At 66.8% G+C, this 18,931-nt stretch carries 13 protein-coding genes; 10 read left to right on the forward strand and 3 right to left on the reverse strand.

Annotation, left to right across the window (positions count from 1 at the left end):
- The first annotated feature begins 9 nt into the window (after positions 1 to 9).
- The 3 genes from QX124_RS01395 (at position 10) to QX124_RS01405 (ending at position 3,196) form a co-directional block, all read left to right on the forward strand.
- Positions 10 to 1,257 (forward strand): metal-dependent hydrolase family protein, encoded by a 1,248-nt coding sequence (locus tag QX124_RS01395; protein WP_315795849.1) that lies wholly within the window; start codon positions 10 to 12, stop codon positions 1,255 to 1,257.
- A 906-nt stretch (positions 1,258 to 2,163) separates the two neighbouring features.
- On the forward strand, positions 2,164 to 2,460 hold the full coding sequence (locus QX124_RS01400; RefSeq protein ID WP_315795851.1) for a hypothetical protein: 297 nt from the start codon (positions 2,164 to 2,166) through the stop codon (positions 2,458 to 2,460).
- A 517-nt stretch (positions 2,461 to 2,977) separates the two neighbouring features.
- Complete coding sequence (locus QX124_RS01405; RefSeq protein WP_315795853.1) at positions 2,978 to 3,196, forward strand: hypothetical protein; 219 nt, start codon at positions 2,978 to 2,980, stop codon at positions 3,194 to 3,196.
- A gap of 330 nt (positions 3,197 to 3,526) precedes the next feature.
- Here QX124_RS01405 and QX124_RS01410 read toward each other — a convergent pair whose 3' ends face one another.
- Positions 3,527 to 6,679, reverse strand: coding sequence for an efflux RND transporter permease subunit (locus tag QX124_RS01410; RefSeq protein ID WP_315795855.1), 3,153 nt, complete (start codon positions 6,677 to 6,679; stop codon positions 3,527 to 3,529).
- On the reverse strand, positions 6,672 to 7,679 hold the full coding sequence (locus QX124_RS01415; RefSeq protein WP_409997647.1) for an efflux RND transporter periplasmic adaptor subunit: 1,008 nt from the start codon (positions 7,677 to 7,679) through the stop codon (positions 6,672 to 6,674). Before QX124_RS01415 ends, QX124_RS01410 begins: the two co-directional genes overlap by 8 nt.
- Positions 7,680 to 8,439: 760 nt before the next feature.
- Here QX124_RS01415 and QX124_RS01420 point away from each other — a divergent pair.
- From QX124_RS01420 to QX124_RS01435, 4 genes are all read left to right on the forward strand, one after another.
- On the forward strand, positions 8,440 to 13,734 hold the full coding sequence (locus QX124_RS01420) for an AAA family ATPase (RefSeq protein ID WP_315795859.1): 5,295 nt from the start codon (positions 8,440 to 8,442) through the stop codon (positions 13,732 to 13,734).
- A gap of 32 nt (positions 13,735 to 13,766) precedes the next feature.
- The gene (locus tag QX124_RS01425; RefSeq protein WP_315795861.1) at positions 13,767 to 15,239 is read left to right on the forward strand and encodes a formylglycine-generating enzyme family protein; all 1,473 of its coding nucleotides are present in this window, start codon (positions 13,767 to 13,769) and stop codon (positions 15,237 to 15,239) included.
- Between the two features lie 9 nt (positions 15,240 to 15,248).
- Positions 15,249 to 15,857 carry a DUF4399 domain-containing protein gene (locus tag QX124_RS01430; protein WP_315736408.1) on the forward strand — a complete coding sequence of 203 codons (609 nt, stop codon included), beginning with the start codon at positions 15,249 to 15,251 and terminating at the stop codon, positions 15,855 to 15,857.
- A 173-nt stretch (positions 15,858 to 16,030) separates the two neighbouring features.
- Positions 16,031 to 16,261: a hypothetical protein gene (locus QX124_RS01435; protein WP_315736409.1), complete on the forward strand. Its 231-nt coding sequence runs from the start codon at positions 16,031 to 16,033 to the stop codon at positions 16,259 to 16,261.
- Positions 16,262 to 16,683: 422 nt separating this feature from the next.
- Here QX124_RS01435 and QX124_RS01440 read toward each other — a convergent pair whose 3' ends face one another.
- Entirely contained in the window at positions 16,684 to 16,863 is a 180-nt protein-coding gene (locus QX124_RS01440) for a hypothetical protein (protein WP_315795863.1), read from the reverse strand.
- Between QX124_RS01440 and QX124_RS01445 the strand changes: the two genes are divergently transcribed.
- From QX124_RS01445 to QX124_RS01455, 3 genes are all read left to right on the forward strand, one after another.
- A complete protein-coding gene (locus QX124_RS01445; protein ID WP_315736410.1) occupies positions 16,853 to 17,131 on the forward strand; it encodes a PepSY domain-containing protein in 279 nt (92 codons plus the stop codon). The two genes, QX124_RS01440 and QX124_RS01445, sit on opposite strands and share 11 nt — an antisense overlap.
- 10 nt (positions 17,132 to 17,141) lie before the next feature.
- Complete coding sequence (locus tag QX124_RS01450; protein ID WP_315796606.1) at positions 17,142 to 17,915, forward strand: cytochrome b/b6 domain-containing protein; 774 nt, start codon at positions 17,142 to 17,144, stop codon at positions 17,913 to 17,915.
- A 625-nt stretch (positions 17,916 to 18,540) separates the two neighbouring features.
- On the forward strand, positions 18,541 to 18,882 hold the full coding sequence (locus tag QX124_RS01455) for a cupredoxin domain-containing protein (protein ID WP_315736411.1): 342 nt from the start codon (positions 18,541 to 18,543) through the stop codon (positions 18,880 to 18,882).
- Positions 18,883 to 18,931: the final 49 nt, after the last annotated feature.

Below are 18,931 nucleotides of genomic sequence, written 5' to 3' on the forward strand. Positions count from 1 at the left end.
GGACATCCGATGTCGACCATCCTGTTCAAGAATGCCGCTCTGCTCGACCCGCTGCAGCCGGAGCTGCGCGAAGGCCATCACGTGCTGGTCGAGGACGATCTGATCAAGGAGGTGTCTGACAAGCCGCTGCAGACCAGCGCCGATCAGACCATCGATCTCGACGGCAAGACGCTGATGCCGGGCCTGATCGATCTGCACGTGCATGCGATCGCGGTCGAGCTCAATCTCGCACAACAGGTGCAGATGCCGAACGTGCTGGTCACCCTGCGCTCGGCGCTGCTGCTGAAGGGCATGCTGCGGCGGGGTTTTACCACGGTGCGTGATGCCGGCGGCGCGGGCTATCCGCTGAAGCAGGCGGTCGACACCGGCCTCACCGAAGGTCCGCGGCTGTTCGTCTCCGGCCGGGCGCTCAGCCAGACCGGCGGCCATGGCGACATGCGGGCGCGGACGGATTTCCTGTCCGACAACGCACCCTGTCCCTGCTGCGTGCGCGTCGGTGCGTTGGCCCGGGTGGCCGATGGCGTCGATGCGGTGCGCAAGGCGGTGCGCGAGGAGCTGCAGATGGGCGCCGACCAGATCAAGATCATGGCGTCCGGCGGCGTGGCCTCGCCGACCGATCCCGTCGGTGCGTTCGGCTACTCGGAGGACGAGATCCGCGCCATCGTCGCCGAGGCTCGCGCGCGGCAGACCTACGTCCTGGCGCATGCCTACACGGCGGAAGCCATCGCCCGCGCCGTCCATTGCGGCGTGCGCACCATCGAGCATGGCAATCTGGTCGACCTTCCGACCGCGCGCCTGATGGCCGAGAAGGGCGTCTATGTCATCCCGACGCTCGTCACCTATGAGGCGCTCGCCAATGAGGGCGCGCAGTATGGCCTGCCGCCGGAGAGCGTCGCCAAGATCGCCGATGTGCGCGATGCCGGCCTGCGCTCGCTCGGCATCTACCGCGACGCCGGCGTCAAGATGGGCTTCGGCAGCGACCTGCTCGGCCCGTCGCAGCGCCTGCAGAGCGACGAATTCCGGATCCGCGCAGAGATCCTTGGTCCCCGCGAGGTCATCGCCAGCGCGACCGTGATCGGCGCCGAGGTGCTCGGCATGGAAGGCAAGCTCGGCCGGATCTTGCCGGGCGCCTTTGCCGACCTGCTCGTGGTCGAGGGCAATCCGCTGCGCGACGTCTCGTGCCTGCTCGGCCAGGGCGATCACATTCCGCTGGTGATGAAGGCCGGCAAGGTGCACATCGACCGGCTGAACGGCTGAGGCAACTCGACGCCGACGTCCACCGGGCCAGTGGTCGACAGTCCTGGCGTCTGTGCGCGCTGTCATGCGGGACGTCCATCGTCTCTGCGCCGCCTCGACGCTGGGGGCGCCGACATCTGCGGCGGGGTGTTTCTGAGAACGCAATCACTCGGCCTCGCGGCGCTCCGTGCGTCCGAGTTGTGCGGGTCGTTTCGCCCTCATCGACGAAGAGGGCGCAGGGAATGCCGGGAGCTGGCCGCCCCCATGGCCCGCCTGCGAAAAAAATGCAGGCGGCAGGTACCACAGGTTCAGCCGAGACATCCCGGCATTCCCTGCGCGATGGTTGGGCGGCTTATACGTCCTCTCCCCGGGGACCGGCTGTCTTGCCCCCGTCACGGACGGATCATCGTCACCATCCGCTTGGCCTCAGCACCGGGAGGCCAGGACCCTACGATTTCGCCGGCGCATCGGGCTCGTTCGTCCGCACGATTGCTCGCGCTGCGATCCAATGCACCCACCGCATCCCGCACCCACGTCTCGTGACGATCGCGAAGCGCCCCTCATGGCGGGACGGGATGCGCATAGTCAATCATGATTTTCTGAAAAACGAAATTAGAATATTTTCCGTGGGAGGACTGGACAAGGGTGATGTGCTTGAGGCGGTGAGTAAAATCAGATTTTGGGCGCATCGCATCAGAGGTCTACTTGTCGGTCGTGCGCGCCTGGCTCCGGGCCCGTACAAGTCTCGAGAAGCATATCCGCTCAAGCCCAGCAGGCTGACGTCTTTGGCGGCGGCCGGAAGGTCCGAGAAGGGCGAATTCCGGACACGCTGAGGCGTCCGATCAAGTCGCGAATTGACCCATTGAAGACGTCGCATGGTTCGGTAAATGTGAGGCTCGGAGATATCTCACGACCAACGGAGTGGGAATGAATTTCGTTGCCGTCACTGCTGAATACGGGATTGTCATCCGTCGGCGCGCCTTGACCGAAAGGGGCGTATCGTATCAGGCCGTGCTTGATGCCCTTGAGACGGATAAGCCGCACGGTGCTGATGAGGAGCTACTCTCTTTTGGTCCAAGCTTCGGTCCAGAGGCACTCGCAGCTCTGACGCGGAGGCTCATCGATCTGGGCCTCGTCTATTTCGATGACTTCTTCGAGTTCGCCAGCGACGTCCCGCTGTGGTGCAAGTTTGCCGTGGCGTTTGTGGCGACGAAGTCAACGTGAACCAGCGCACTGGATGTCTGCTGTTGGCCCATCTCCGACCTTCCGGTCTACGCCTGGGATGTCCGCAACGGGCTGGAGCCTGCCGACTTGCGGCGCTGCATCAAGTCGGCAACCATCTGAGGTACACCGGCCGTGACGCTAGCTCGTTCGGGACGGCAGCACGTGCCCCGTTGCGGACGTCGCCTCTGAGGGACGCTAGAGGTCGGATGGCGCCCTAGCTCAACAAACGTTCAGGTTGTAGGAGCGTCATAGGCGTGAGAGAATCATCCTGTTTAAATAAATCTGAGGAGGAATACCTTTGAGCAGCTCAGACAGGATTGGTGGAGATGGGATACCTTGGCCATGGCTCCGTCGTGGGGACGACGATCCTATCCCGTGGAATCGGTTACTGGGCGATGACGACCCTATTCCGTGGGCCGCAAAGGACAGGGCACCGCCTGGAAGATGGGAGCCTGGCTTTGCAGACTACTTCGCTGTCCAGGTTGGACCTTTCGTCGACCTGACTGCGCAGGGCGTGGTGAGTTTTTCGAATACCGAAGTGAAGCTGGTCAGGTCAGCGATCACGTTATTTCCGCCGGAGCACGTGCTGCTGTTTCTTCTCCCAGAAATCGGTTTGCCAATGGAAAAGCCGTTCACGGTCACCGCATCCTTCATGGCGCAAGAGCGGGTCGATAAAGTGACCGTCTGGGACAAGCGAGGAAAGCACGACGTGAAAGTAGTCCAGGCACCTTGGTAAGACCTCAGGGCGGCCGTGCAAAGACTCCTTTGTACGGCCGTGCTTCCGGTTGTGGCCCAAGGCTGCCGACCCGGGATGTCCGCGCGAAGGGTCGCGACCGGAGGTAGCCCGGACGTAGTGATCCAGCCCGGTTCGATCGTGAGTACCAGCAACCTTCCACGTCCGTAATGGGCTGAATGCGGACGCCGGGAATTCGGTCGCGAAGGTCTGCAGTTGACCAGTGGCAAGCTCGTCAACACGGGTCGGAAGTTAATCTCCTTCATCCGGCCCGCACGGTGAAGCGTCGAGCAGCCACGTGCGGCGAACGTCGCGGACGTCTAACGCCCAAGATCAGCTCGCCGCGACATCTCCGCGGGCGTGCACGCCGCGCGCAAACCGGCCGAAGCGCAGCGCCAGCGTCGGCAGCACCAGCAGGTTGAGCGCCATCGAGGTCAGGAGTCCGCCGAGGATGACCACGGCCATCGGCCCCTCGATCTCGCGGCCCGGCTCGCCGGCGCCGAGGGCGAGCGGCAGCAGGCCGAGGCCGGTCACCAGCGAGGTCATCAGGATCGGCACCAGGCGGTCGGCGGCGCCGGCGATCGCGGTCTCCAGAGTCCAGGCGCGGCCTTCGACGATGACCAGATGCTCGTAATGCGAGATCATCAGGATCGAGTTGCGCAGCGCGATCCCGAACAGCGTCACGAAGCCCACCATCGAGCCGAGCGACAGCACGCCGCCGGTCAATGCGACGGCGATGACGCCGCCGACGAAGGCGAAAGGCAGGTTGATCAGCACCAGCACCAGGTTGCGCCAGTGCCCGGTGACGAAGGACAGCAGCAGCACGATGCCGATCGTCGCCAGCAGCGAATTCACCAGCAGGTCGCGCCGCGACTTGGCCTGCGCCTCGGCCGCGCCGGTGAACTCGACATGCGCGCCCGGCGGCAGTTTGACCTCCTTGGCGATCTTCCGTTTGGCCGCGGCCACGAAGGATTCGAGATCGCGCTCGGCGACATTGGCGGTCACGGTCTGAACGCGCTGCCCATTGCGATGAAGCACGACGTAGCGGCCCGCGGTGCCGTAGATGTCCGCGACCTGCTTCAGGAGGATGTAGGCGCCGCTCGGCGTCCGGATCGGCATGTTGCCGATCTCGGTGGGGCGTGCCGTCGCATCCGGGTCGAGCTTGACGATGACGTTGAAGACGACGTTGCCTTCATAGGCCTGGCCGACCACGTCGCCCTGATAGGCGGTGCGGATCAGCTCCAGCACCTCGACCGCATCCAGGCCCCAGGATTGCAGGTCGGTCGGGCGCAAGGTCACGTTGACCTGCGGCATGCCTGGCGGCGACTGCTGCTGGATGTCGATCGCGCCCCAGACCTCGCCGAGCTCGCGCGCGATGTCGCGCGCCGCGCGCTCGAGATCGTCGAGATCGGGGCCGAACACGTTGATGACCACGGCGGCGTTGAAGCCGGACAGGGTCTCCTCGATGCGCTCGGTCAGGTAGGTCTTGATCGACAGGTTGATACCGGCGAAGTTGGCGAGCGCGGCGCGGATGCGCTGTTGCGCCAGCTCCTGCTGTTCGCCGGACAGGCCCGGCTTCAGGTCGACCTCGATCTCGCTCGAATGCGTGCCCGCGGTATCGACGCCGGCTTCGGCGCGGCCGGCGTGCTGCGCCACGCTGCGGACCTCCGGCACGCCCTGCAGGGCCTCGGCGATCAGCGTGCCCAGCCGCAGCGATTCGTCGAGTGAGGTTCCTGGCAGCGTCGAGACATGGAGGATCAGATGACCCTCCTTCAGGTCCGGCAGGAAGGTGCCGCCGAAGAACGGCACCAGGCTTGCGCCGGCGGCGGTCACCAGCACGGCCGTCGCCATGACCGATTTGGGAAAGCGGCCGAGCCGCCGCAACAGCGTCTCGTAGGAGCCGCGCGACCAGCGCACCAGCGGCGGCTCGCGTTCCTCGCGCGGCTTCCGGCCGGCCAGCAGCAGCATCGACAGCGCCGGTGTGACCGTCAGCGCGACGATCAGCGAGGCCACCACGGCGAGGATGTAGGCGATGCCAAGAGGCCCGAACAGCCGGCCGGCGAGGCCCGGCAGCGCAAGGATCGGCACGAACACCAGGAGCACGGCGAAAGTCGCATAGGCGACCGCGCTGCGCACCTCGAGCATGGCATCGTAGACCACGCGGGCTTCGCTGCGCGGCGACGGCAGGCCGCGGTTCTCGCGCAGCCGGCGCACCACGTTCTCGACGCCGATCACGGCATCGTCGACGACCTCGCCGATCGCGATGGCGAGGCCGCCGAGGGTCATCGTGTCCAGGCTCTGTCCCATCCACTGCAGCGCCAGCACAGCCGATAACAGCGACAGCGGGATCGCGGTGCAACTGATGACGGAGGTGCGCCAGTCATAGAGGAACAGCAACAGCACGATGATGACCAGGGCGCCGCCGATCAGCAGCGCGTACAGCACGTTCTGCGTCGCTGCATCGATGAAGGTCGCCGGGCGGAACAGATCGGCGTGCAGCCTGACCTTCTCGCTGTCGAGCGCCGGGCGCAGCTCCCGCAGCGCGGCCTCGACGCGCGCCGCGACGTTGCGGGTGTTGGCGCCGAACTGCTGGCTGATCATCATCATGATGCCGGGCTGGCCGTTGATCAGCGCCCCCCCGATCGGCGGCTCCGGCGCGTTCACGACCGTCGCGACGTCGCCGAGTACCACGCTGGCGCCGCCTTGGTGCAGCAGGACCGTCCGGGCCAGCTGCTCGGGTGTGAGCGACTGGCCCTGTGTCTGCAGGATGACCCGTTGATTGGCGGTGTCGACGAAGCCGGCACCGCGCACGCCGGTGGCCTTGCGCGCGGCGGCGACGACGTCGTTCATGCCGACGCCGAAGCGGACAAGGTCGTCGGATCGCACCTGCACCTGCAGCGATCGGATGTCCCGGCCATAGGTCGTGACCTGCGCCACGCCCGCGACGGCCAGCAGCCGTCGGCTCACGGTCCAATCGGCGATCGTGCGCAGATCCATCAGCGAGCGCTGTTCGGAGGTCAGCCCGATCGCCAGCACCGTGCCGGCCGCCGGCACCAGCGGCGTCATCGATGGCGCCCGCACGCCCTGTGGCAGGCTGCCGGCGACGACCGCGAGTCGCTCGGTCACCAATTGCCGCGCCCGGAAGACCTCGGTGCCGGGCTGGAAGATAACCGAGATGACGGACAGTCCCTGGATCGACGACGACCTCATGCTCTCGACGCCCGCGAGACCGTTGATCGCGGTTTCGATCGGCTGCGTGACCAGCACCTCGACCTGTTCGGGACTGAGTCCGGGGGCCTCCGTCTGGATCGAGACCTGCGGCGGGGCGAATTCGGGAAACACCGCATAATTCGCGCCGCCCAGCGAGAAGATGCCATACGCCAGAACAGTGCAGGCCAGCGCCAGCACGATGCCGCGGAAGCGGATGGCAAACGAGATCAGCGCCGCCTGGGGGCCGGCTGCGGCGCCGCGAACGCCGTCAATCATCATCGCCGCCGCCGCGAAGCTCGCTCTTGGCCTCCTCCGACAACAGCACCTGCGCGCCGCGCAGGACGATCTCGGAGCCCGACGGAATGTCCTGCACGACATAGTCGTCGTCGGACACCGGCTGGTCGGTGCGGATCGGATGGCGCTTGAAGAGCTCGGGACCGGCGCGCAGATAAACCCACGAGCGGCCCTGCCATTGCACGATCGCCGTGTCCTCGACGAAGACGCCGTCGAACGACTTGCCCGAGGGCACGTAGGCGGTGGTGTTCATCCCCGGCAGCAGCCCGCTGTCGCCGGCGGCGACGAAGTAATAGCTCACGCCCTGGATGCGCGGATCCGTTCGCGGCGCAGCCGACAAATAGCGCAGATCGATGTTGGCGCTGCGGGTGGGCGCCTGCGCCAGCGCGCCGCGCGGCGGCCCGGCCAAGGTCACGCCGGGCGGCAGCGTGACCTGCACCAGCAGCTGCTCGCGTTCGATCAATTGCACGACCTGCGGCGAGCGCTCGATGATGCCCTTTCCGATGACCGCGCCCCATTCCTGCCGCGCCGTCGCCATCAGGGTCTTCACTTGCGATTCCGCGGCAGCCAGGGTGGCCTGATCAGTCCGGAACGTGCCCTCCGCCGCTTCGGCGTCCTTCCGCGGCATTGCTGCCGATTGCACGAGGTCGCGGGCGCGCTCGAATGCGAGCCTTGCGACGTCGAGTTTCGCTTGCGCCGTCTGCAGCTGCGCCTGGGCATTGGCGTAGTTGTTGGTTAGGTCGGTCAGCCTGCCGACGTCCAGCACCGTGCCGTAGGCGCGAAACTGCTCGGGATGGGATTCCGCAGCCAGCACGGCGGTCTGGAGTCCGATCTGCTTCTGTTGCGTTGCAGAAAGCTTGACGGTTGCCGGTTCACGGCCTGCCGCGCCGTCAGACTGCGCCTGCGCGCGCGACGACAGGGAAACCAGCGTGAACAGCATGGCACCGCATGCGGCCGCAGCTCTCGTCCGTTGCCTCACCATGCAGTCCCGGCCCATCGATCGGGGAAACGTCTGGACGACGTCGATGTCATTGCGACAACAGCTACTTCAGCTTCGAGGGTGTTTCAAGCAGCGCCGGCCGGGAGCCGCCGCATAGGACCCAGCGACATCCCCGGACTTCGTCGGGCCATCGCGCGCGTCCTGTCCGCGCCGCTTCCGTCGATGCGATCACGGTACCTGCGGAGGGAGCGACGCAGTGCAATGCACGCCGGCACCGATGCTTGTGGCGCCTGTCTCGCAAGCGAGCCGCATGCGCGGCAGGTAAGTGGCCGAACCTGGACCGCAGCCGCGCTGCGGCGGGGAGATCGGGCGTTCGGCATGCGTCCTGATATTTCTTCTTGAGCGTTAGAAGTATTCTTAGACACATTCCAGCGTATTCGTCCGCAGCCCAAGCTTGTTGCCGGCCACACGCGCCGCGCTACACGAAAAGCCAAGACCAACAAACTTCTTAGGCACGATTTTCCTCATCGAACGACCCGGGATTTTTTCCCGATTCTCCTACGGGAGCGAGAATCGTCACATTCATCTACCTGTCGGGTCATTGATGTGACCTCACTTCGCCATACCCCTCCGCAACGAGTCGGGAGTTCCGTCGACGTTGCAGCGAGGCAAGCTTGTCCACTCTGAACCCACTCTCCGATCGCCCGGCGCACCGTGATCACGCGCAGGGCCATCCTTGTCGGTCAGCCTCTCGCCGCGCTCGTGCCGACGTCGCGGCCGACTTCAGAGAAGGATCTGCGCGATGAGCCAGCTGGTGAATGTGCGGCCCAACGAGGCCGGCGCGGGCGATCGCAAGGCGCAGAACAGTGCAGCCGATCACGGCATGCGGCTGCTTGGTGTTATCGGCGCGGCGGCCCTGGAGCCGCAGTCGCCGACCGACGCCTGGGCGTTCTCGACGAGCGAAGTGCTCGGCACGGGATCGGCCGTCGAGCCGTTGCAGGACGTGCTCGGCAGTCTGACCGAGATCATTCGTGCCGAGGGCTCCCCGGCGGAGCGGCAGCCGGATCATCCATTCGCCGACGATCACGGCTTCACGCTCGACCAGGAGGAGCTGGCGGGTCTGCCGGGCGTGGTGCTCAATACCTTCGATGTCGACGGCCCGGTGTGGCTCGCCGTCGAGGCGCTCGCCGCGACGGAGCCGCCCGCCATCGACGACGATCTCAAAACCTGGGTCGAGCCGTCGTCCGACCCCGACCGTCGTCCATCGCAGCACGAGAGCATCCTGGTCACGGTCGACGAGATCGAGAAGAACCGCCTCACCTTTGCCCGCCACGCACGGCCCGAGGATTTTTCGCCGGCCCCGGCGCTGGGCGCCTGGACCGGACGGCTGCGCCTGGAGCAGCGCCCTGACCTCGTGCAGCGGATCGAGCGCTATATCAGCGGGCCATGGACCGCCTGGGCCGACACCGAGCGCATGCGCCGCCGTACCATGGCGATCCACCAGCGGCTGCGCGATATGGCCGCCGCGACCCGCGCCGATCAGGCGATGGAGGTCCTGTGGGGCATCGCGCTGTCATCGTGGCGGCAGGGCGGGCGCGAATTCGAGTTGCCGCTGCTCGAGCGCGCGGTCGAGATCGAGATCATCGAGCGTCCGGATGCCGAGGTCAGGGTCCGGCCGCGCTTCGTCGGCGCAGCCGTCAATTTGAGGGCGCTGGATGCCGTGGCACCGGACGCGGCGCTTGCCGTGCGCGACAGGTCGGACCGCCTGGTCGAGGTGCTGGAGCAGCGCGCAGAGCTGTCGCCGTTCACGCCGATCGGCCTCGATCAGATCCTGAGCGCCGCGGGCGTGCAATCCGGTCACAAGCCGTCGCGCAATCCTGCGTCTTCGGACGGCGCGCCGGCGATGGAGGCCGCGGAGGCCACGCTCACGTCGGGACGCTGGGCCATCTCCGCGCGGCGTCGGCCGGAGAGCCTCGCCCTGCGCGACATCGACTGCCTCAAGAACGCGATCGTGCATGCGCCGCAAAGCGAGTGCTGTCTGTCGGAAGCCGTGAGCGCGCTGCTGTCGCAGCCGGATGGACGAGGGCACGCCAATTTGCGCCGGCATCTGTCCAGTGTCGTCGGTGGCCCGATCGACCTTGCGCCTGCGCCCAAGCCTGCCGCCATCGAGCAGGGAGATCTGTTCTTCCCGTTGCCGGCGGTCGTGGAGGATGTCGAAATCGTGCGCGAGCTGTCCCGGTCGGATGGCCTGATGGTCCAGTCCGTCGCACGGGACGATCGGATCACGGCGCTCGCCAACGTCGTCTGCCATCACCTCGCGCTCGGCTCGCGCGTCCTCGTCGTGTCCAGGGACGAGGCTGCACTTTCCCTGCTGCATCAGAAGCTGCCGCCGGCCATTCGCGAGCTGACCGTCAGCTCGACGGGCTCCGACAAGGACGTGCTCAGGAAGGCCGAAGCCCTGGCCGGCCGGCTGCAATCGATCTTGGACGCGACCAATCTGCGCGACCATGTCGGTCAGATCGGCCGGCTCGAGCGCGACATCATCTCGAAGCGCACGCAGATCGCATCGCTGGACGACGAGATCGCCGAGATCGTCGGGCGCAATCTGCGGCTCGCTGGCGGCTTGCCGGAGCTGCCGTTCGATCTGTTCGATGCGCTGATCGGCGAGCAGGCCATTCATGCCTGGTTCACCGACCGGCCGAAGCGCCTGCTCGCGGCTACGGACCCGCTCGTCACGGCGGTCGACAAGGCGCGCGAAGCGCGGCTGCGGCTTGCCACTGATCTCAAGCACATCGATGACGAGTTGCCGGAGCTCGCGGCGCTTCCCGATACCGCCGCGATCCTGCGTCTGCACGCGGAGCTGCAGCACCAGGCAGGGCTGACGTCGGACGCAGGCCGCGACGAGGATCTCGCGCTCGACGCCATCGCGACCTTCGGGCTTGACGCAACCACCCGCCTGGCGGCCGACCTCGATGCGCTGGTAGCCGGCCATCGCGTCATCGCCGAAGAGACCTGGCTCGCGCGGCTGTCGCCGCTCGGTGCCGCAAAGGCTGACGCTCCCGCAGGTCTCGACAAGGTCGTGGGTTGGGCGCGTGATGCCTCGTTCCAACTGTCGCGGAGCGCCGAATTCGCAAGGCGCCAGGTGCAGGCGCCGGTCGAGGCGTTCACCAGGAAGGACGCGATCCGCGTGGTCGAGCGGCTTGCGGCCGGCGAGAAGCCGTTCGCGCGGTTCTCGCCCTCGCGCCGCGCGCTGAAGGCCGCCGTCGAAGCGATCACGGTGGACGGTGCCGCGCCGTCGAAGCCGGCGGACTGGCAATATGTCGGGCGCTTCCTGCTGTGGCGCCACGACCTGCATGCGTTGCGCGCGCGCTGGACGTCGATCGCGACGCAGATCGATGCACCCGCGCTTCAATTGGAATCGGCGCGGACGTTCGATGACCTCGAGCACATCGTCAAGAGCGTCGAGGCCGCCATCGTGACGGCCGCGCTCGCCGTCCGCAATGTGGCCGATGCCTGCTGCAAGCTGTCGATGCCGGACGGCGAGGTCAGGGCGATGCTGGCGGATGCGCAGCGGCTGGCCGCGTTCGGCGCGGCTATCCGGACCGTCATGACGCGCGTATCGGGTCCGCTGGTCGAGCTTGCGCGGCTGGGCGAATTGTTCGCCCGGGCGGGAGAGCTCGCCGTCTCCGTTCAGGATGACGTGCTGTCGCGGGTCGGTGACGCCGAGACGGAGCCCCAGGAGCTCGAGACGCGGTGGACAGGCATTCTCGCGACCATGGAGAAGATCCGCGAGGCCAGCCCGGACTACGAACTCGTCAGGACCGCCTGCCGGATGGCGACTGCAGCGGGCGCGCCGAGTCTGGCGCAGCGGCTGCGGTCCGCGCCGGCCGCGGGCGAGGCGAAGGATGCGGCGACGCTCGCGGAATGGGTGGCGGCCTGGAATTGGGCCGTGCTGATGCGGATCGAAAGTCCGGAGGAGCGGCAGCTGCTGCATGACCTCGCGGCTCAGCGCGCTCGGCTGGAGACGCGGTCGCTGGCCCTGTTCGAAGCGGTGATCGGCGCCCGCATGTCGCTGGGCATCGCGCAGAATGCGGGCGGCGCCGTCAGGCAAGCGGTGAAGCGGTTCAGGGACTCGATGCAGAAGATGGCGTCGGCCTGCTCCGGCCCGACCGCGCGCCGACTTCGGTTTGCCGCGCGCAGGTCTCTGGACGGCTGGCTCGAGGAGATTCCCTGTCACGTGATGCCGGCCTGGCGTGTCGCCGAGTTGCTGCCGGCCCGGATCGGCACCTTCGATCTTCTGGTCATCGACCATGCCTCCCGCTCCGATCTGCGCGAACTGACGGCGATGCTGCGGGCCCGCAAGGTTCTGATCAGCGACGAGCTTCACGACGACGGGGCCGTGGTCGAAGCCGGCCGCAACGATACTGTTGTCAAACGCACCGAGACGAACACGCAGCGCCGCGTTCCGCCGGCGCTGCGGCGGCTGCTGATGCCGGGTGCCTCGCTGCGCGATCTCGCCGAGATCCTCTTTCCCGATCGCAGGATCGAGCTGCGTGCGCGCCCTGCCGGCGTCGGGGCAGCCTCGGTCCCAGCTCCGCTGCTGCCCGCTGATACGTCCAGGCCGGCCGATGCACCGGCCGCCGAGCTGCCGCGGCCGGCCCGCGCGCCGGCGCCGAAGCAGCGGCCGCAGCCACGGCAGGTCATCACGACGCACTCGCTCGAAGAGGAGATCGCCACCGTCGCGAAATATCTGTCGATGGCCCGCCGCTCGGGGACGGACATCGTCACGGCTGCCGCGGCCAAGCCCAGCGCGCCCGCGATACCGCAGCGGGCCGAGAGCCGCGCGGCTGCGCCCAAGCCCTCGCCGGAGGTTCGCATTCTGCGCCGGCGTCCGCCGCGCGAGCCGGCCGCGGACATGGTGACGCCGGTTGTGACTCCGGCTCCGCCCGAGCTTCCGGCCGTCGCGCAGCCGGCCACGGCCGAGCAGACCCAACCGCGCGCGGCCGCCGTCACTGAAGCGCCGGTCATTGTCGCCGATCGGTTTGCGGTGCCGCAGCGCCCTGCCGAAAAGAAGGTGGTCACGGCGGAGATCGAGGCGGAGTCCACGAGCGCCGCGCCGGCAGAGCCCGTGAAGCGTGGCGTCGTTGCGACACCCGCTGCGGCAGCGGCTTCTGCCACCACTGAGCCCGCCGCCGCTGCTGCGGCTCCAGCCTCTGCTGCGACTTCTGCAGCGCCGGCGACAGAGATCAAGATTCATCCCTCCCTCGTCGAGATGGCGTTCAAGTCGACGGAGAACGCCGCGGCACCACGCCGCCGTCTGCCGAGCCGGCGGGTGATGGCATTTGCCGCGGCCGGACTGCTGGCAGTCGTCGGTGCGGCGGTGTCCTGGGAGCGCGCGTCGGAATGGATCCAGCTGTCCCTGAGCGGTGCGACGGCAGCGTCGGCTCTGCCGAGCGAACCGGGCGCCCATAAGGTCAATGCAGAGCGGATCACGCCGGAGGCCAAGCCGGTGGTTGTCGCCGCGGCCGAGGAGCATGCCACGGTCGGCATGAGCGTGCCGGTTAGCACACCGGCGCAGGCGTTCCTCTACCATGAGGATTCGCAGGATCCGAAGGGCAAGCGTTATCCGGGCAAGGTCACCTGGTCGATCGAGCAGAGCAAAGGGCCGCGACTCGATGCGACGCTGGCGATCAAGGGAGAGATCGAGATCGAGAACGGCGCCAAGGCCACGATCTCGCTGCGGCGGAACGCCGACATGGAGATGCCGGCGAGCCACGTCATGGAGCTCAAGTTCGACTGGCCGGATCAGTCGGTGAGCGGCCTCAACAGCCTGAGGGGCATCGGCCTGAAGGGCGAGGAGGCCGAGCGCGGGACGGCGCTGGTGACCCAGACCGCCAGGGTGACACCGAAATACTTCATGGTCGCGCTGTCCGCCAACGAGGTCGATACCAAGCGCAACCTGATGCTTCTCAAGGGCAAGCAGTGGTTCGACATTCCGATCGTCTACGAGGGCGGCAACCGGGCGCTGCTGTCGATCGAGAAGGGATCCGACGGCGACCGCGTGTTCAAGGACGTGTTCGCCAGCTGGGGTCAGTGACGGGGTTGGCGGGCATCACGAGCGAGGACAGCATGAGCGAGAGTTCAGCGTTGCAATGGCTGCGGGCTCCCAAGCTTGCCGAGGATGCGCTGCCGGAGGATTCCCGCGCGGTGGCCTGCCGGCGCTGCGGCCGTACGGTGCAGGTCTCGCTCAGCCCGATGCGTCCGCCGAGCTTCCTGCGCGTCGAGGATCAGGTCGAGTGTCCCGAGGTGCAGGAGCGCTGGACCGGCAAGAGCGAAGGCGGGCTGCTGCTGATGATGTGCGGCGCGCTCGAGCAGTCGCTCGACGCCGAATGGGAGATCGCAGAGCCGGAGAGTGCGGCTCGACGAGAACCTGCAGCTGTCTCTCCGGTGCGTCCGCGCCCGTCGCTCGCGCCGGCGGCGTCCCTTCCGGACAGATGGGACGACGGCGGCGACGATGATCAGGAGGAGAAGGGTGAGGGCGGCCGGCTGAAGGCCCTGTTCGCACCGGCTGCAGGAGCTCGCAAGAAGCTGATCCGTGGAGCGCTCGGCGTCGTGGTCCTCGGCATCGTCTTCCTCGGCGGCGTGCTGCTGCCGCTACGCGAGATCGGGCTGCTGATTCAGGCGCCGCCTGGGTCGGCCGGATCGTCGAGCTCGCAGCGGGAGGCGCAGTCTGCCGCGCCGCTGCCTTCGCCGCGCCGGATCCTGTTGGAAGCCGCCAGCGCGCCCCAGGACGCCTCGCAATCGCCGTCCAGCGCCTTCATCGCGCCGCGCCAGGCTCCGGCACTCGAGGCGACGCTGGCGCGATCATCCGACACCGCAGCCATCTCGCGGCCCGCGCGGGCGCCGGAAGCCGAGTCGAAGCTGCGCGTGCCCGAGCTGGTCGCGATCGCCGGCGGCAGTTTTGCGATGGGTGGCGACGACGAGTCCGAGCAGCCGGCGCATCAGGTCAGCGTGCGGCCGTTCTCGCTCGGCAAGTATCCCGTCACGATAGGCGAGTGGAGGCAGTGTGTCGCGGCGGCAAGCTGCGCCGACATCGCGACCGGTGCGGATGATCGTCCGGTCACCAACCTGAGCTACGACGACACCCAGGCCTATCTCGGCTGGCTGTCGAAGGCGACCGGCAAGTCGTACCGGCTGCCGACCGAGGCCGAGTGGGAATACGCCGCGCGCGGCGGCCAGCGCACCCGCTATTGGTGGGGCGATCGCATGCGCCCGGGCATGGCCAGTTGCAGGGGGTGCAACGGCGCCGGCGAGGCCGAGACGGATCAGCCGCCGAAAATCGGCAGCGTCCAGGCCAATCCTTACGGCCTGTTCGACATGGGCGGCGGCATCGGCCAGTGGGTCGCCGACAATTGGCACAAGAACTACAAGGGCGCGCCGGCGGACGGATCGGCCTGGCTCGAGGAGAGCAGCTATGCCCGCGTCATCCGCTCGGGATCGTGGAAGAACGGCGCCGCCGATGCGCGGGCCGGCAGCCGCGACCGCTATGACGGCCGCATCCGGCATCCGACCCTGGGTTTCCGCGTCGCGCTCTCACCATAGGGGATTTGCATGCTGCCGAGGTCTGCGCGACTCTGCCTCATCCTGACTGCATCGCTCGTGCTCGCGCCGTCATTGGCGCCGGCCAAGGGAACGAAGGCTGCGAAGGATGCCCGCGTCTATTTCATCTCCCCTGCGGACGGGGAGACGGTGACCGGGCCCGTCATCGCTCGCTTCGGACTTCGCAACATGGGCGTTACCCATGCGGGTGACGATTTCGCCGGCAGTGGCCATCATCATCTTCTGGTCGACGTCGACGAGACGATGCAGGCCGGCGAGGAGATTCCGCGTGACAAGAAACACGTTCATTACGCAGCGGGGGAGACGGAGGCGCGGATCGAATTGTCGCCCGGCAAGCACACGCTGCAGCTCGTGCTGGGCGACACCAGGCATCTCAACTTCGATCCGCCGGTGATCTCCGAGAAGATCATGATCACGGTGAGCAAGCCGAACGGAGGCGAGCAGGAGGCGCGCGCGACGCGTGGCGTCAGCGCCCGAAACAGACCGCAGATCCGATCCGTACCAGCCGAACCGCCGGCCCAGCCCGAGCCGTCGCCGGAGACGACGAAGTCGCCCGAGAGCTCCGACTTCATCAGCCGCGTCTTCTCCGGGACGAAGTGACGATCTCTCCATTCCCGGTGGCCGGGCGCGTTGATGTGCGTCGGCTTACGCGCGACCGTGGGACGCAAGCTCGGTCGCTCCTTGTGGAACCATCGCCGAGGGCGGCGCTTGTCGCTCCATAGCGGCAAGGGCGATCCATCATCATCCTGCCTGCCGCAGCGATGGAATGAAGCATGTCGAAATTCGCGCCAAGGCTCGCGAGGCGCGCCGACGTCGCGGTCCGCAGCGGCGGCGAGAGCAAGGGCAGCTCACCCGGCCGTGGCCGCTCGTCCGGGCGCGATTCCATGGCAGATCCCGACGCGAGCTGGGACGTCGTTGCCGAGGCATCCGACAAGTCGTTTCCCTGCAGCGATCCGCCATCCTGGCCGGTGGTCGGTGTCGGCAAGGGCATCGCCCGGCCCTGAGATCAGGATCGCTTCTTCAGTATACCGCTGTTCGCACGCATGTGCGCTTGACGGTTGGTAGATGCGTGCGCACAGCCGCATTGTCATTTTCCGGTACCGATATCGCTCCGGTCGTGTGAACGATCGCAGCGCTCAGAATATTTTTTTCTGAGGCTTAAGGTCGCAGCCGTGTAGCTGTCTGTTCCTTTCTCGCCTCACCCTGGTCACAGCCGCAATCGGGCAGGAGTGTGGTCCCGCACGCATCGCCAGTGACGCCTTATGCGCGGGGAAGGCGCGTGCGCCTCGCGCCAGTGCTGCTACATCCTTGCGAATCAATATCAGTTGCAACGTACGGGGAACTACGCACGTTGCCGATTCCGGAAAAAGATCAGCAGCCTGCCGACACGGTTCGATCCTGACTGGAACGTATATGAGTTCGCATCTCAGCGACATTGCGGCCGGATGCGGATTGTTTCGAGCCGCGCATGCGTGTCGAGGCCGTCCGCCGCGGAATGCGATGTCCAAGTTTCGTTGAAATCTCCCTCCCCTTTGTAGCCCGCGCATCGAGCGCTGTTGGCGCCGATGGCGCAGTCTTCGAGGAGGGATTTGATAATGAAGGTCATCAAGATAATGGTTGTGGCATTGGCGGCGGGTCTTGCGTCGGGCTCCGCTGCGCTCGCCGACGGCTACAAGGATTGCACCAAGCTCGACAAGGCGTCGTGGAAGACGACGGCCGAGGCCGAAGCGAAGGCGAAGGCTGCCGGCTACGAGGTCCGCCAGACCAAGATCGAGGGCACCTGCTACGAGGTCTACGGCGTCAAGGGCGGCAAGCTCTATGAGCTGTTCTACAGCCCCGAGGACCTCGCACTGAAGCATACGAAGGCGAAGTGATCTGATGGTCATGCGTGACGCAGGCCGGGCGCAGCGGAGCGTCTCCTCCGAGACGCCGGCGAACTCAAGTTCGGGGACCGTGGCGGTCTGGGATTTTCCGCTGCGCGTCTGGCACTGGTCGCTCGCGGCCTTCGTGCTCGTCGCCTGCGTCACGCCCAACACGTTCGACCGCCTGCATCGGCTGGCGGGCTACGCCGTCATCGGTCTGCTCGCCTTCAGGCTGATCTGGGGATTGATCGGCAGCCGCCATTCGCTGTTCGCGCGGATCAGCCTCAAGCTGCGGGCGGCGCCTCAATACATCGTGGGCATGCTGCGCGGAGAGACGGGACGCTATCTCGGGCTGAACCCGGCAGGCGCCGCGATGCTGGTCGTGATGCTCGCGCTTCTGATCGTCTCGACCATCAGCGGCGTCATGCAGGTCTCGGTCCGGTTCTTCGGCGTCGGCTGGATCGAACAGGCGCATGCGCTGTCGTCCAATGCCATCATCGCCCTGATCGCCGTGCATGTGCTCGGCACGGTGTGGATGAGCGTGCTGCAGCGGGAGAACCTGATGCGCGCGATGGTCACGGGACGCAAGCGCGTGCCCGGAATCGTGCGTGCGGCGGCGGCGCGCAGCGTCGCACGGCAGAACCCGGAGCCCGAGCCGATGGCGAACGAGGAGCACGTATCCGTCGTGCCCGATCTGCCGCCCCTGCGCGTGAATCCGACGTCGGGCGCCGCGAAGCCCGCACGCATGCCGCGGTCCCTCAGCATTCACGACAAGCGGCTGGGGGTCGGCAGGTGAGGCGGCGGGCATCGGTCGTGTGCGCTCGCCGCCGATATGGGCGGGCGGGCTCGCGTCTGATTTCATTTCTGGTGCGCGCAAGGCTTGTCCGCGCACGGCTCGAGCTGGATGGACGCGCACGCACATTTCGGCCCATGCCGCGCGGGACCAGCGCGAGCGCGTTCCTATGCGTGTATCTCGCTCGCAGTCGCCTCGACGAGCCGGCGCATGAGGATCATGCATGTGCTGCGCGCAGCGCGCGCGGTCGATCGTGAGTCTCGTGTGGTTCGCGGGGTGTGCGACGACGCTGCATGACCTGTCGTGTCTCATATCAGCACAGCCGCGATGCGAACCAAGGCGATCATGCTGCTCTCGACCGCAGAGACCGCTGATTTTCGTCGCTGTCATTCGGTGCCGCGCGTCGGCGATGCTCAAGCCGATGCATCTGCGCGGCGCCGCGACGCTACGCAACTAATAAAGTCGCGCGCTTTGTCGCGCACAACGATGTTGTCAAATTTGGACACGGCAAATTGCCGCATTCGGGACTTTATAGTCGTTCTATGAAGTGTCGGAGACTCGTCGAAACAGGCGAGCGTCTGGAAGCCGTCCGGCACATTCGGGTGAATTCGGGACAGGGACATACACCATGAATCTCTTTGGGAAGGTACAGGCAGCAGGAGCCGCCGCGCTGTTGATCGCGGCGCTCGCGCTTCCGGCGGGCGCGGCGGAGACCACGATCGAGATATCGGTCAAGGACAACAAGTTTCAGCCGACGGAGATGAAGGCGCCGGCCGACACGCCGATCGTGTTCAAGGTCAAGAATCTGGATGGCGCGCCGGTCGAGTTCGAGAGCGAGCCCCTGGAGTTCGAGACGGTGATCAAGCCGAACATGGAAGGCGTCGTGAAGGTCAAGGCGCAGAAGCCGGGACGCTACGAATTCTTCGACGACTTCCATCAGGGAAACAAGGGCACGCTGATCATCGAGTGATCCGGCCTTCGGCCCCCGCGGCGCCGTGATGCCGGAACGTGTCACGCCG

Source organism: Bradyrhizobium sp. SZCCHNRI3043, from assembly GCF_032377735.1.
Lineage (GTDB): Bacteria > Pseudomonadota > Alphaproteobacteria > Rhizobiales > Xanthobacteraceae > Bradyrhizobium.